Raw genomic sequence first — 14,055 nt, 5'->3', positions numbered from 1 at the left:
CCTCAGGCGCTCGCGGCTTCGTCGATGAGCGCCGCCACGGCCTGCGGCTGCGAGGCCAGCGAGGCGTGGCTGGCCGCCAGCGTGATGACCTTCTTCGCGCCCAGCCGCGCCGACATGCGCTCCTGGTTCACGGGCGAGATCATGCGGTCCTCGCTCGAGATCTGGTACCACGACGGCTTCTTCTTCCAGGCCGGCGCCGTGATGGTGTCGCCGAAGGTGCTGGCCAGCGGCGCCTTCTGCGTCAGGCCCATCACCAGGCCTTCTTCGGCGCTCAGGTCCTGGCAGAAGCTCTCGTGGTATTTCTCGGGTATCACCCACAGGTAGCCGTCGCTGTCGGGCGCCAGGTTGGGCACGGCCACGGGCGGATGCTCCTGCGTGATGCCGCCGGGGCTTTCGCCCGCGTCGGGTGCGAAGGCGGCGATGTAGACCAGCCCGACCACGTTGGGCAGGTCGCCGGCCTGCGTGATCACCGCGCCGCCGTACGAGTGGCCGACCAGCAAGACCGGTCCCTGCACCTGCGCCACCATCTTGCGCGTGCGCTCGGCGTCGTCGGCCAGCGAGGTCAGCGGCAGCTCGACCGCGCGGATGGCCGTGTGGCCCTTGCGCAGCAGTTCCACGATGACGTTGTGCCAGTGCGCCGCACCGCCCCAGAAACCATGGACCAGGACGACCGTCGGTTTGTTGTTGCTCATGATTCGCCACCTTCCAGTGAAGAAATAAGACACCGGGCCGCCGGAATGACGGGCCGGGAAAGTCTTATACGCCTGCGCCCTGCCCTCGCTGTGACAAGACCCTCAGCCGGTGCGCACCAGCCCCTGCAGCGCCTCGAGCGACAGCAGTTCGATGCGCCCGTAGCCCAGCGACACCACGCCCTCGGTGGCCAGAGCGTTGAGCTCCTTGGACAGCGTCTGGCGCGTCACGCCGAGCATCATGGCCAGCGCCTCCTGCGACAGCATGAGTTCGTGCCGCAGGTGCACCGACTGCGTGGCGTCGCCGCGCGCCAGCACCAGCAGCCGGTGCGCCACGCGCGCGCGCAGGCTGCGCAGGGTGGCGTCTTCGGCCAGGCCGTAGAGCATGCGCACGCGCGCCGCCAGCATGGCCGCGATGGCGTTGGAAAACACCACGTCGCGCATCTGCCGCACGAAGGCCTCGGGCGGCACCACCAACAGGTCGAGCGCTTCGAGCGCGGTGGCGTCGTGCGTGCGCGGCGAGCCGTCGATGAGCGTGATCTCGCCGAACCAGTTGCCCGGCTCCAGCACCGCCAGGATGGCCTCGCGCCCGTCCTGGCGCAGCGACGAGATCTTGATCGTGCCCGCCACCAGCCCGTAGAAACCGCCGCCCGCCGCATGGATCGGGTCGCCCTGGCGGAACACCATGGTGCCGCGGCGCACATGCAGCAGCTCGGCCGCGCCCAGCAGCGCGTCGCGCTGCGCGCGCGGCATGCTGGTGAACCAGGGGTTGCCGTCGAGCGCGGCGCGGTGCGCGGCCGACAGGCGCGGCTTGGTCGAGGTGGCCATGAGAAGAGAAAGGCGCCCGGAGGCGGGTTTACCAGAACCTTGCATTGTCAAATTCTTGACAGTTGAAGGTCAAGCGCAGGTCTACAGTGGCCGCCATCCCCCCAAGAACGGAGACCTCACACGATGAACGCACGGGCAAGTTTCAAGCGCATGCAGGACAGCACGCGCGAAGACTGGCAACTGATCGGCGGCGAGTTCATGCAGTTCGCGGGCGGCCTGCCCGCGCGCGTGATCAAGCACCTGCAGATCCTCGAAGGCGACTACGGCGGCTTTCCGGTCGACCGCTACACGCACTCGCTGCAGACCGCCACGCGCGCGCTGCGCGACGGCCGCGACGAGGAGTACGTGGTGTGCGCGCTGCTGCACGACATCGGCGACACGCTGGGCAGCTTCAACCATCCCGACATCGCCGCCGCCATCCTCAAGCCCTTCGTGAGCGAGGCCAACCACTGGATGGTGCAGAACCACGGCATCTTCCAAGGCCACTACTTCTTCCACCACATCGGGCTGGACCGCGACATGCGCGACAGCTTCAAGGACCACCCGCACTACGAGCGCACCGCCGAGTTCTGCGCGCTCTACGACAACCCGGCCTTCGACCCCAAGGCCGAGACCCTGCCCATCAGCGAGTTCGAGCCCATGCTGCGCCGCCTGATGGCGCAGCCCAAGCAGAGCGTCTACAAGACAGTGCTGCAAGAGCCGACCACCGCTTGATCAAGACCAAGGACACCCCCATGAACGCCACCTCCGCCTCCGAAATCCAGAAGCTCGTCTCCGCCGAAGAATGGCAGCTGCGCGTCGACCTCGCCGCCTGCTACCGCCTGGTGGCGCTGTACGGCTGGAGCGACCTCGTCTTCACGCACATCAGTGCGCGCGTGCCCGGCCCCGAGCACCACTTCCTGATCAACCCCTACGGCCTGATGTTCGACGAGATCACGGCCTCGAGCCTGGTCAAGGTCGACCAGCAGTGCAACAAGATCATCGACTCGCCCTACCCCGTGAACCCGGCCGGCTTCGTGATCCACAGCGCCGTGCATGCCGCGCGCGAGGACATCCAGTGCGTGCTGCACACCCACACCCGCGCCGGCATCGCCGTGAGCGCGCAGAAGAACGGCGTGCTGCCCATCAGCCAGCAGTCGACCTTCGTGCTGGCCTCGCTGGCCTACCACGACTACGAAGGCGTGGCCTTCCGCGACGACGAGAAGCCGCGCCTGCAGGCCGACATGGGCCACGCCAACTTCCTCATGCTGCGCAACCACGGCCTGCTGACCTGCGGCAAGACCATTGCCGACGCCTTCCTTTCGATGTACACCTTCGAGAACACCTGCCAGATCCAGATCGCCGCGCAGGCCGGCGGCGGTGAACTCACGCACGTGGACCCGAGGATCATCGACGGCGTGGGCCAGGCCATGAAGGTGCAAAGCGGCGGCCTGGGCGGCATGTTCGTCTGGCCTTCGCTGATCCGCAAACTCGACCGCATCGACGACAGCTACAAACAATAAGACAGACGTCGATCCCGGTTTCCACGGCTGCCAGCGCCCGCGCGACGGGTGCCGGCAGCCATTTTTTTAAGCAGAAGAAGCAAAGAGGAGACATCACCCCATGGACACCACGCTCATCGTGACCCGGTTCCTGTTCGGCGCGCTCGCGCTCGTGATGTTCGGGCTGGGGCTGTCGCTCTCGCTCGAGGACTTCCGGCGCCTGTTCAAGCACCCGAAGGCCGTCACCATCGCGCTCGTGCTGCAGGTCATCGGCCTGCCGCTGGCCTGCTACGCGATCATCGTGGGCTTCGGCCTGTCGCCGGTGTTCGCCATCGGGCTCATGCTGCTGGCGGCCTCGCCGGGCGGCATCTCGGCCAACCTGTTCTCGCACCTGTTCGGCGGCAACGTGGCGATGAACATCTCGCTCACGGCCGTGAACACGCTGCTGTCGATCGTCACGCTGCCGCTCATCGCCAACTGGGCCATCGGCCATTTCGCGCAAAGCGGCCAGGTGGTGCCGCTGCAGACGCGCAAGCTGGTCGAGGTGATCGCCATCGTGCTGGTGCCGGTGGCCATTGGCATGGTGGTCGCGTCGCGAAAGCCCGGCTTCGCGGCGCGCATGGAAAAGCCGACCAAGATCTTCAGCGCCGTGGTGCTCGCGGTGGTCACGGTGCTGGCCATTGCCAACGAGTGGAAGAACATCACCACCACCTTCGCCGAGATCGGCGTGCCGGTGCTGCTGTTCAACCTCGTGAGCTTGCTGGCGGGCTACTACCTGAGCCGCGCTGCCGGCCTGGACAAGCCGCTGGCCACCGCCATCAGCTACGAGATCGGCATCCACAACTCCACGCTGGCCATCTTCATCGCGGTGAGCGTGCTGGGGAGCTTTCCGCTCGCGTTGCCGGCCGCCATCTACTCGGTCGTGATGTACATCACCGCCCCACTGTTCGGATGGCTGTTGCTGCGGCGCGGCCAGCCCGCCGCCGTGCCTGCGCCATGATGCGCGCATGGAACTGAGACAACTGCGCTACTTCGTCAAGGTCTGCGAGCTGCGCAGCATGGGCCGCGCGGCGGTGGAGCTGGGGGTGGTCACCTCGGCGCTGAGCCAGCAGATCAGCCGGCTCGAAAGCGAACTCTCGACCCGGCTGCTGCGCCGCCATTCGACCGGCGTCATGCCCACCGACGCCGGCCTGGCCTTCCTGCACCAGGCGCAACTCACCTTGCGCCACGCCGACGACGCCGTGCGCGCGGCGCAGCAGGCACGCCTGTCGGGCCATGTGAGCGTGGGCCTGGCGCCCACCACCGCCACCGTGCTGGGCGTGCCGTTGATGCAGGCCATGCAGGCGCGCTACCCCGAGGTGCGGCTGCACATGGTCGAGGCGCTGTCGGGCCACCTCACGACCATGCTGCATGCGCGCCAGCTCGACCTCGCCGTGCTGTTCCAGACCGACACGCCACGGCGCTGGAGCGTGTCGCCGCTGCTGGCCGAAAAGCTCTTCGTGATCGCGTCGCCCTCCCTCACGCCGCGCCCCACGGGCAAGAAGGTGCGCCTGTCGCAGCTGGCCGAGGTGCCGCTGATCCTGCCCAGCGGCAGCCACGGCCTGCGCGCCACGCTGATGGCCGCCTTTGCGCGGGCGCGCGTGGCGCCGCGCATCGTGGCCGAGGTCGACGGCCTGGCGCTGCTGATGGACGCGGTGCGCGCCGGCCACGGCGCCACCATCCAGCCCGGCGCGGCCACCGCACGGCACGACCGCGACGACCTTGAACTCACGCAGATCGCCGACGCGCACGTGGGGCGCCGCAACCTGCTCGTGAGCCTGTCGGACGACGAGCTCTCGCCCGCCGCGCTGGCCGCGCGCGTGGTGGTCGCCGAAACGGCGCGCACGCTGGTCAGCGAAGGCCGCTGGGCCGGTGCAAGTCTTCTCGAAAGCTGAACACCTGTTGCCTCTTTCGGCCTTTCGCGTGAAGGCCGTGCTCCCTAAAGTCTCCTGCATTCCAAGGAGATCCACGAGTGATAGACGTACTGGTTGTCGGTGGCGGCAATGCCGCGCTGTGCGCCGCGCTGATGGCGCGCGAGGCCGGCGCTTCCGTGCTGCTGCTGGAAGCCTCGCCCAAGGAGTGGCGCGGCGGCAATTCGCAGCACACCCGCAACCTGCGCTGCATGCACGACGCGCCGCAAGACGTGCTGGTCGAGGCCTACCCTGAAGAGGAGTACTGGCAAGACCTGTTGAAGGTGACCGGCGGCCTCACCGACGAGCACCTGGCCCGCCTCGTGATCCGCGCCTCGTCGAACTGCCGCGACTGGATGCGCCGCCACGGCGTGCGCTTCCAGCCGCCGCTGTCGGGCGCGCTGCACGTGGCGCGCACCAACGCCTTCTTCATGGGCGGCGGCAAGGCGCTCGTCAACGCCTACTACCGCAGCGCCGAAGCGATCGGCGTGCAGATCCGCTACGACACGCCTGTGGCCTCGGTCGAACTCGACGGCGAGCGCTTCGTGGCCGTGCGCACCGAAGCCGGCGAGCGCATCGAAGCCAGGAGCTGCGTGCTCGCCTCGGGCGGTTTCGAGTCGAACCGCGACTGGCTGCGCGAAGCCTGGGGCCGCAACGAGCGCGGCGAATGGCCGGCCGACAACTTCCTCATCCGCGGCACGCGCTTCAACCAGGGCGTGCTGCTCAGGCACATGATCGACGCGGGCGCCGACAGCATCGGCGATCCGTCGCAGGGCCACATGGTGGCCATCGATGCGCGCGCACCGCTGTACGACGGCGGCATCTGCACGCGCATCGATTGCGTGTCGCTCGGCGTGGTGGTCAACCGCGAGGCGCGGCGCTTCTACGACGAGGGCGAAGACTTCTGGCCCAAGCGCTATGCGATCTGGGGCCGGCTCGTGGCGCAGCAGCCGGGGCAGATCGCGTGGTCGGTCATCGACCAGCAGGCGGTCGGTCGCTTCATGCCGCCGGTGTTCCCCGGCACGCAGGCGAACACGCTCGGCGAACTGGCGCAGAAGATTGGCCTGGACGAAGCCACCTTCGTGCGCACCATGAAGGACTACAACGCCGCCTGCCGCGTTGGCCGCTTCGACCACACGGCGCTGGACGACTGCCACACCGAAGGCCTCGCACCCGCCAAGACGCACTGGGCGCGCCCGATCGACACCGCGCCCTTCCATGCGTATCCGCTGCGCCCCGGCATCACCTTCACGTACCTGGGCCTCAAGGTGGACGAGACCGCCGCCGTGCGCTTCGGCGGACGCCCGAGCCCCAACCTCTTCGTGGCCGGCGAAATGATGGCCGGCAACGTGCTGGGCAAGGGCTACACGGCCGGCGTGGGCATGAGCATCGGCACGGCCTTCGGGCGCATCGCCGGGACGCAGGCCGCGAAGGCCGCCAAGAACGTTTCAAAGAAATCCCCGGAGACCGCCCTTGCAGCAGCTCACTGACCTCGTCGCACGCGCCCGTGCGGACGCCGATGGCATCGGCAGCACCCCGTCGCCATCGCAGCGCGTGATCCCGATCCAGCCCGCCCTGCCGCTGACTGCTTCCGAGGGCGAGCTCGCGCGCATCCTGCAGATCTGCAACGCCTGCCGCTACTGCGAGGGCTTCTGCGCCGTGTTCCCCGCCATGACGCGCCGGCTCGAATTCGGCAAGGCCGACACGCACTACCTCGCCAACCTGTGCCACAACTGCGGCGCCTGCCTGCATGCCTGTCAGTACGCACCGCCGCACGAATTCGCCGTGAACGTGCCACAGGCGATGGCGCAGGTTCGCCTGCAGACCTACCACGACTACGCCTGGCCGCCCGCGATGGGCGCGCTCTACAAGCGGGCCGGGCTCACCGTCGCATTGGCGCTGGCGGGCGGGCTCGCGCTGTTCCTCGTGCTGGCCGTGGCGATGTCGGGTTCGCTCCTGCACGCGCCGCTTGCGGGCAACTTCTACGCGATCTTTCCGCACAACTTCCTCGCGCTGGTGTTCGGCGCGGTGTTCCTGTTCGTGATGTTCGCGCTGGCCATGGGCACGCGCCGCTTCTGGCGCGAGGTCTCGCCCGCGAACGACCCGGGCAACGCGCCCGACCTGCCGGGTGTGCGCCGCGCAGCGAGCGCCGAAGCCGCGCACGACGCGCTGCGCCTGAAGTATCTCGATGGCGGCCATGGCGAAGGCTGCAACAACGCCGACGACCGCTTCACGCTCTGGCGCCGGCGCTTCCATCACTTCACCTTCTACGGCTTCATGCTGTGCTTCGCCTCCACCTGCGTGGCAACGCTCTACCACTACCTGTTCGACCTGCATGCGCCCTATGCGCTCACGAGCCTGCCCGTGCTGCTGGGCACCACGGGCGGCATCGGCCTCGTGATCGGCCCCGTCGGCCTGTTGTGGCTCAACCTGCGGCGCCACGCCACGCACGGCGACGCGGCGCAGCGGCCAATGGACCGCGGCTTCATCGCGCTGCTGCTGCTCACGAGCCTCACCGGCCTCGCACTGCTCGCTTGGCGCGACACCCGCTTCATGGCGCTGCTGCTGGCGGTTCACCTGGGCGTGGTGATGGCGCTCTTTCTCACGCTGCCCTACGGCAAGTTCGCGCACGGCATCTTCCGCTGCGCGGCGCTCCTGAAGTTCGCGATCGAGAAGCGCCTGCCCAGCCGGTTGCGGCTGGGCGCGGACTGACCGGCTTGGCCTGAAGCGGCCGGGGTCGGACAAGGCCCTACGCCCAGGGCGGAAACCCGCTGGCCGGGGCGGGCGGGCGTTGTCTGCAGAATAGGCGGCCATGCATGTTCGAAAAGCCGCCGTTCTCGCCCTCGTCCTGACCGCCCTCTCCCTCCCCGCCATCGCGGCGTCCGTTCCGAAAAACCCCCAGCCCTCCGATGCGACCGAAGCCCGCATCGAATCGCTGATCGCGCGCATGACGCTGCAAGAAAAGGCCGGCCAGCTCAGCCTCTACGGCCCGGCCGACATCAACATCCCGAACAATCCGCAGGCCGGCTGGCGCAACGGGCAGCAGGAGACGGAGGACGTGCGCAACGGGCGCCTCACGGGCCTGTTCAACAACGCCGGCCTCGAAGGCAAGCGGCGGCTGCAGCAGGTGGCGGTGCGCGAGTCGCGGCTGGGCATTCCGCTGATCTTCGGCGCCGACGTGATCCACGGCTTTCGCACGATCTTCCCGATGCCGCTGGCCGAGGCCTCGAGCTGGGAGCCGGCGCTGGCCGAGCGCACCGCGCGCGCGGCGGCGGTCGAGGCCACGGCCGACGGCTTTCGCTGGACCTTCGCGCCCATGGTCGACATCGCGCGCGACGCGCGCTGGGGCCGCGGCCTCGAAGGCGTGGGCGAAGACCCGTACCTGGCGCGCCAGTTCGCGGCGGCGCGCGTGCGCGGCTTCCAGGGCAGCAACCTCGCGAACGCCGATTCGATGCTGGCCACGCCCAAGCACTTCGCGGCCTACGGCGCGGCCGAGGGCGGGCTCGACTACAACACGAGCGAAATCTCCGAGCGCACGCTGCGCGAGGTCTACCTGCCGCCGTTTCGCGCAGCGCTCGATGCGGGCGCGCTGTCGGTCATGAGCGCCTTCAACGAGATCGGCGGCGTGCCCTCGACCGCCAACCCCGCGCTGCTCACCGGCGTGCTGCGCGACGAGTGGAAGTTCAAGGGCTTCGTGGTGTCCGACTACACGGCCGACGAGGAGCTCATCGAACACGGCCACGCCGCCAACGGCCGCGAGGCCGCCAAGCTGGCCTTCATGGCCGGCACCGACGTGAGCATGCAAAGCGGCCTGTACATCCGCCACCTGCCCGACCTCGTGGCCTCGGGCGAGGTGCCGATGGCGCGGCTCGACGAGGCGGTGCGGCGCGTGCTGCGGGTCAAGCTCAAGCTCGGCCTCTTCGACGACCCGATGCGCGGCCTCGACGGCCCGCCGGCCGCGCAGCGCGTGGAGAACCCCGCGTTCATCGCGCTGGCCCGCGAGAGCGCGCGCCGCTCGATCGTGATGCTGAAGAACGAGGGCCAACTGCTCCCGCTCGCGAAGACCGGCCCGCAGAAGATCGCGCTGATCGGCCCCTTCGCCGAGGGCACGAAGGACCTGATGGGCTCCTGGAGCCTGTTCCCGGGCCAGTCCGCGCCCGTGGGCATCGACGAAGGCCTGCGTGCCGCGCTGGGCACCGAGGCCTCGCGGCTGACTGTCACGCGCGGTGCGAACGTCGAGTCGCCGCTGCCCGGCGGCATCGAGGCCGCCGTGACCGCCGCGCGCGAGGCCGACGTGGTGGTGCTGGCCATCGGCGAGAGCCAGAAGATGTCGGGCGAGTCGCGCTCGCGCAGCGACATCGGCCTGCCGCAGGCCCAGCAGGACCTGGCCGAGGCCGTGGCCGCCATCGGCAAACCGGTGGTCGTGCTGCTGAGCAACGGCCGCGCGATGGCGCTCAAGGGGGCGGTGCGCAACGCGCGCGCCATCCTCGTGACCTGGTTCCTCGGCGTGCAGACCGGCCACGCGATCGCCGACGTGGTGTTCGGCGACGCCAATCCCTCGGGCCGCCTGCCCGTGAGCTTTCCACAGACTGCCGGCCAACTGCCCTACTACTACGCCCACAAGCGCACCGGCCGCCCCTCGCCCGAAAGCGCGCCGGGCACGGCCTTCAAGACCCGCTACCTGGACGCGACGAACGAGGCGCTGTACCCCTTCGGCTTCGGCATCGGCTATGCGCCGGTGCGCTACGACCAGGTCGAGTTGAGCAGCGACCGCCTCGCCATCGGCCAGACGCTGCGCGTGCGCGCCACCGTCACCAACACGGGGACGCGCGAGGCGGAAGAAGTGGTGCAGCTGTACCTGGCGCAGCGCTCCGCGAGCGTGACGCGGCCGGTGCGCGAGTTGAAGAACTTCCGCAAGGTGCGGATTGCGCCGGGGGCGTCGGAGGTGGTCGAGTTCGCTGTCGGCAATGACGACCTGCAGTTTCTGGGGCGGGACATGAAGCCTGTTGTTGAACCGGGTGAGTTCGACTTGTGGGTTGCGCCTTCTGCGGCTGGCGGGATTCAGAAGCGCTTCGTTCTCACGCGGGAGTGAATTCTTCAGGGCGCGTGCACAGGCCACCGGGTACTTCCCTCCGCGAATGTCCCCCGGGGCTGCGCCCCTCCTCCTTGATTTCGCTGCGGGAAGCACCCAGTGTCCTGCGCCCGCTGAGCGCTGTCGTGGTGCGGGCCGATCAACGACCGCACTGAGGACGATCACGTCGATGGGGTGCCTTGCGCAGCGAAATCAAGGAGGAGGCCGAAGGCCGGGGGACATTCGCGGAGCAAGGTGCCCCGTCGGCGGGATCATCGCCCTGAACAAGCTCAGTCGAACACCCCCGTGAACGCCACTCGGCTCACCACGCCCGAACTGCTCGCACCCACCCCAAGCGTCACGCTGTAGCGCCCATCCTGCGAGGTGCGACGGATCGATCCACCCATCGCGCTTTCGCTGCGGAAGTTGCCCAGCCCCACGGCGTAGCTGATCTTCCCCGGCACGACAGGCGCAGCTTCCATCGCGGCGACACCTGCAATACCGGCATAGGCACGCCGCGCGTTCTCGTCCATCTGGCTTTGCAGACGCGCAGCCGTGAAGTCGGTGTAGGCCTTGCCCAGCGGCAAGCCCTGCGCGGCGACGCTGTCTGTGTACGCGTTGGCAGTGCTCACGCCCTGCTGCACCATGCCCTGCACCTGGCCCACGTTGGTCGCGTCGTCGGGCGCGCTGCCGGGCGCCACGCCGGTGAGCTGACGGTTGCCCAGCGCCACTTCGCCGGTCGACGACTGCAGCCCGCTCATGCCCACGGCCACGTAGTTCGACTGCGCGCCGCGCGTGGTCGTGCTGCCCGCGCCGAGCGCCACGCTGTTGGCATGCGAGACCGATGCGTTGCTGCCGAGGGCAATGGCGTTGTCGGCGCTCGCGCGCGCCGCGCTGCCCAGCGAGATCGCCTGGTTCGCGTTCACGTACACGCCGGCGTCGGCGCCGATGGCGATGTTGCCCGTGCCCATCACGTTCTGGCCCGCGCCGCTGCCCTGCGCGATGTTGTGGCTGCCCACCACGCCCTGGCCGGCCGCCGTGCCCAGCGCCAGGTTCTGGTTGCCCTGCACGCCACCGCCCGCGGCCTGACCCATCGCCACGTTGTTGCTGCCCGCCACCTGCGCGCCGGCCATCTGCCCCGAGGCCTGGTTGCCCGAGCCCGTGACGCCGCTGCCCGCGCCCTGCCCCGTGGCCAGGTTGTTGCTGCCGGTCACGTTGCGACCCGCGTCGCCGCCGTAGGCCTGGTTGGCGTTGCCGGTCACGTTGCGCCCGGCGTTGCTGCCGTAGGCCTCGTTGCCGTTGCCCTTCACGTCAGTGCCGGCCCAGAAGCCGACGGCGTTGTTGTAGTCGCCGGTCACGTTCTGGCCCGCGCTGCGGCCCATCGACTGGTTCCAGCCGCCGACCACGTTGGTGCCCGCGTAGTAGCCGATGGCCTGGTTGGCGTTCTTGCCCGACACGCCGGTGCCGGCGCCCTCGCCGATGGCCAGGTTCCAGTTGGTGCTGACGTTGTTGCCCGCGCCCTTGCCGAAGGCCAGGTCGTTGCTGCCCGTGACGCCGGTGGTGCCGGCCTTGTCGCCGATGCCCAGGTTGCCCTTGGCCGGGTCCCAGGTGATCGGCTGGGCCGAGGCGATGCCCATGCCGGCCACCGAACCGAGGGCCACGGCCAGCCCGAGCAGGGTGTGCGTGCTGTTCTTGCGCTTCATGACGCTCAGGCCTTCAGATGCAGGGCCATGGCCGGATCGCTCACGCCGGGCTTGCCGGTCTCGACGCGGCCCGCGAAGCGGCGCTCGGTGTGCCCGGCGGTGACGGTGAAGTCGTACCAGTAGCCGCTCTTGTCCAGGCTCCAGTGCAGCATGCCGGTGGCGCCCGGCGCGACCTCGAGCGTCCAGGGGCCGTCGTTGCGGTACGCGTTGGCCGTCACCGTGACCTTGCCGGCCGCCTTGCCGCTGTTGTGCACCTTCAGGTAGACCTGCCCGTCGACCGGTTCGTAGCAGACCTGCACCTCGGGCTTGAAGCCGGCGGTGTCGAAGGCCAGTGCGTCGCCCTGGAAGCTGCGCACGTAGCCGTTGGTGCTGTAGACCCACAGGTCGTATTTGCCGCTGTCGCTGGCGCCGGTGTTCCAGTAGTCGGCCAGCTGCTTGCCGGCCTCGACCGTGTAGCGGCGCGGGATGCGGTCCAGGTGCAGCTTGTCGTACACATGGAACACGGCGCCCTGTGTGCCGGAGTTCGCGAACACCAGCTGCACCAGGCCGCGCGGCTCGACGCGCGCGCTGGTGTGCAGCTCGTAAGGCAGCGCGCGCGAGAAGCGCGTGCCGGTCTCCTGGTACAGCGGCTGCGGCGTGGCGGGGGCGTTCCTCACGGGGGCCGTGGGCAGCAGCCGCTGCGCCGCATTGATCGCAGGGAAGTTGCTCGTGTCGGGCAGCTTGGGAACGACCGGGTCGTTCGGGCTCACGAAGTCGAAGCAGGTCGTGAGGTCGCCGCACACGGCGCGGTGCCACGGGCTGATCGCGTCCACCGTGATGTCGAAGCGCCTCTCGAGGAAGCGGCCGACCGAGGTGTGGTCGAACACCTGCGAGTTGACCCAGCCGCCCTTGCTCCACGGCGACACCACGTACATCGGCACGCGCGAGCTCAGGCCCCAGGGGCGGATCTTGCCGGTGGTGGTGTTGTCGGCGGCGGCCAGGTAGCTGCCCACCGAGGCGTCGAAGTACTCGCCCTCCAGCGGCACGGTCGACTTGCCCATGAGCGTGCCGTTGGCGTCGTACGAGGGCACGGCCGGCATGGCCAGGTGGTCGAAGAAGCCGTCGTTCTCGTCGAAGGTCACGAACAGCGCGGTCTTGCTCCACACGGCCGGGTTGGACGTGAGCGCGTCCAGCACGTCGGCGATGAAGTCGGCCGCGCCGGCCGTGCCTTCGCTGCTGCCGGGGTGCTCGGCCAGCGCCTGCGTGGGCAGCACCCACGAGACGTCCGGCAATTTGCCCGTCATCACGTCCTGCTTGAGCTGGGCCAGGAAGTTGGTGGCGCCGTCGGCCGCCTCCGGGCCACCCGTGAGGCCGTGCTCATAGATCGGTGAGCCCGGCTGCGCGGTGCGGAAGCTCTCGAAGGCCAGGCAGCCGTGCATGGCGCCCGTCCAGTTGTTGTTCATGTTCTGGTAGATGTGCCAGCTGACGCCCTTCTTCTGCAGCACGTCGGGCAGCGTGTCCCACTTGAAGGCGTTGTTGACGTACTTGTAGTTGTAGTCGCCCGTGATCGGGTCTTTCTGGCCGGAGCCATCGGCCTCCTGCGGGCGGTTCGCCACCCAGTTGGACGGCTTGGGCCAGCAGCGCGAGTTCACGGGTTCGGAGTCGGTGTCGGTGCTGTTGATGCCCTTCTTGCGCAGCTCCGGGTTGAAGTTGGAGCCCGACCAGAACACGATGCGGTTCGGGTCGGTGCCGGTGAGGATGGAGCAGTGGTAGCCATCGCACACCGTGAAGGCATCGGCCAGCGCGAACTGGAACGGGATGTCCTCGCGCAGGTAGTAGCCCATCGTGGCCTGGTTCTTGAACTGGATCCAGCGGTCCATCTTTCCCTGGTTCCAGGCAGCTTGCTGGTCGGGAAAGTTGTGCGGCGTGCCCGAACCGATCAGCGCATTGGCGATCGTCGAGTCGCGGCGGAACGGCGGAATCTCCGCGCCGCCCGCGGGGTTCGACTGGAAGTACACCGACTTGCCGTTGGCCAGCGGAATCGGAAAGCGGTCGCCGAAACCGCGCACGCCACGCAGCGTGCCGAAGTAGTGGTCGAAGCTGCGGTTCTCCTGCATCAGGATCACGACGTGCTTGATGTCCTTGATGGTGCCGGTGTCGACCGCGGCCTCGACGGCGAGCGCCTTGCGGATCGTGGGCGGCAGCAGGGTCAGGGCCGAGGCCGCGCCGACGGCGCCGGCCGACTTGCGGAAGAAATCGCGACGGTTGGAGGGGTTCATGGGGAGTCTTTCAACGCGAGGACAAAAAGAGAAGAAATGGAAGGCGTGTGGATGAAGGCGGCGCGCGGCTCAGGGC

11 protein-coding genes are annotated in these 14,055 nt (G+C 68.8%); 7 read left to right on the top strand and 4 right to left on the bottom strand.

The window, feature by feature from the left end:
• Positions 1–2: 2 nt before the first annotated feature.
• A complete protein-coding gene (locus AC07XP_RS27940) occupies positions 3–692 on the bottom strand; it encodes an alpha/beta hydrolase (protein ID WP_095745013.1) in 690 nt (229 codons plus the stop codon).
• A gap of 102 nt (positions 693–794) precedes the next feature.
• A complete protein-coding gene (locus tag AC07XP_RS27935) occupies positions 795–1,517 on the bottom strand; it encodes a Crp/Fnr family transcriptional regulator (protein WP_062478356.1) in 723 nt (240 codons plus the stop codon).
• A gap of 123 nt (positions 1,518–1,640) precedes the next feature.
• On the opposite strand from AC07XP_RS27935, the gene AC07XP_RS27930 reads away from it, so the two are divergent.
• The 7 genes from AC07XP_RS27930 to AC07XP_RS27900 all read left to right on the top strand — a co-directional run bounded on the left by AC07XP_RS27930 (position 1,641) and on the right by AC07XP_RS27900 (position 10,039).
• Positions 1,641–2,231, top strand: coding sequence for an HD domain-containing protein (locus AC07XP_RS27930; RefSeq protein WP_139706971.1), 591 nt, complete (start codon positions 1,641–1,643; stop codon positions 2,229–2,231).
• Between the two features lie 20 nt (positions 2,232–2,251).
• Positions 2,252–3,019: a class II aldolase/adducin family protein gene (locus tag AC07XP_RS27925; protein WP_070060369.1), complete on the top strand. Its 768-nt coding sequence runs from the start codon at positions 2,252–2,254 to the stop codon at positions 3,017–3,019.
• Between the two features lie 100 nt (positions 3,020–3,119).
• A complete protein-coding gene (locus tag AC07XP_RS27920; RefSeq protein WP_070060368.1) occupies positions 3,120–3,998 on the top strand; it encodes a bile acid:sodium symporter family protein in 879 nt (292 codons plus the stop codon).
• A 7-nt stretch (positions 3,999–4,005) separates the two neighbouring features.
• On the top strand, positions 4,006–4,932 hold the full coding sequence (locus tag AC07XP_RS27915; RefSeq protein WP_495266493.1) for a LysR family transcriptional regulator: 927 nt from the start codon (positions 4,006–4,008) through the stop codon (positions 4,930–4,932).
• 77 nt (positions 4,933–5,009) lie between these two features.
• Positions 5,010–6,437 carry an FAD-dependent tricarballylate dehydrogenase TcuA gene (gene tcuA, locus AC07XP_RS27910; RefSeq protein ID WP_495266492.1) on the top strand — a complete coding sequence of 476 codons (1,428 nt, stop codon included), beginning with the start codon at positions 5,010–5,012 and terminating at the stop codon, positions 6,435–6,437.
• On the top strand, positions 6,421–7,659 hold the full coding sequence (tcuB, locus tag AC07XP_RS27905; protein ID WP_495266491.1) for a tricarballylate utilization 4Fe-4S protein TcuB: 1,239 nt from the start codon (positions 6,421–6,423) through the stop codon (positions 7,657–7,659). The genes tcuA and tcuB overlap by 17 nt, the downstream gene beginning before the upstream one ends.
• Positions 7,660–7,759: 100 nt before the next feature.
• Positions 7,760–10,039 carry a glycoside hydrolase family 3 N-terminal domain-containing protein gene (locus AC07XP_RS27900; protein ID WP_495266490.1) on the top strand — a complete coding sequence of 760 codons (2,280 nt, stop codon included), beginning with the start codon at positions 7,760–7,762 and terminating at the stop codon, positions 10,037–10,039.
• 269 nt (positions 10,040–10,308) lie between these two features.
• Here AC07XP_RS27900 and AC07XP_RS27895 read toward each other — a convergent pair whose 3' ends face one another.
• Together AC07XP_RS27895 and AC07XP_RS27890 are read right to left on the bottom strand one after the other, a co-directional pair.
• Positions 10,309–11,721 carry a YadA family autotransporter adhesin gene (locus tag AC07XP_RS27895; RefSeq protein ID WP_495266489.1) on the bottom strand — a complete coding sequence of 471 codons (1,413 nt, stop codon included), beginning with the start codon at positions 11,719–11,721 and terminating at the stop codon, positions 10,309–10,311.
• Positions 11,722–11,726: 5 nt separating this feature from the next.
• Entirely contained in the window at positions 11,727–13,979 is a 2,253-nt protein-coding gene (locus AC07XP_RS27890; protein WP_495266488.1) for a phosphocholine-specific phospholipase C, read from the bottom strand.
• Positions 13,980–14,055: the final 76 nt, after the last annotated feature.

The sequence above is a fragment of the Variovorax sp. GW531-E2 genome, assembly GCF_059423125.1.
The sequence above is the reverse complement of the archived record's forward strand: the minus strand, read 5'-3'. Positions and strand labels throughout refer to the sequence as shown.

Excerpts from the sequence above, each read along its gene's own strand:
- AC07XP_RS27890 (WP_495266488.1), bottom strand. The coding sequence starts at position 13,979 with ATGAACCCCTCCAACCGTCGCGATTTCTTCCGCAAGTCGGCCGGCGCC.
- AC07XP_RS27925 (WP_070060369.1), top strand. The coding sequence starts at position 2,252 with ATGAACGCCACCTCCGCCTCCGAAATCCAGAAGCTCGTCTCCGCCGAA.
- AC07XP_RS27895 (WP_495266489.1), bottom strand. The coding sequence starts at position 11,721 with ATGAAGCGCAAGAACAGCACGCACACCCTGCTCGGGCTGGCCGTGGCC.
- AC07XP_RS27930 (WP_139706971.1), top strand. The coding sequence starts at position 1,641 with ATGAACGCACGGGCAAGTTTCAAGCGCATGCAGGACAGCACGCGCGAA.
- AC07XP_RS27915 (WP_495266493.1), top strand. The coding sequence starts at position 4,006 with ATGGAACTGAGACAACTGCGCTACTTCGTCAAGGTCTGCGAGCTGCGC.
- AC07XP_RS27940 (WP_095745013.1), bottom strand. The coding sequence starts at position 692 with ATGAGCAACAACAAACCGACGGTCGTCCTGGTCCATGGTTTCTGGGGC.
- AC07XP_RS27920 (WP_070060368.1), top strand. The coding sequence starts at position 3,120 with ATGGACACCACGCTCATCGTGACCCGGTTCCTGTTCGGCGCGCTCGCG.
- AC07XP_RS27935 (WP_062478356.1), bottom strand. The coding sequence starts at position 1,517 with ATGGCCACCTCGACCAAGCCGCGCCTGTCGGCCGCGCACCGCGCCGCG.
- AC07XP_RS27900 (WP_495266490.1), top strand. The coding sequence starts at position 7,760 with ATGCATGTTCGAAAAGCCGCCGTTCTCGCCCTCGTCCTGACCGCCCTC.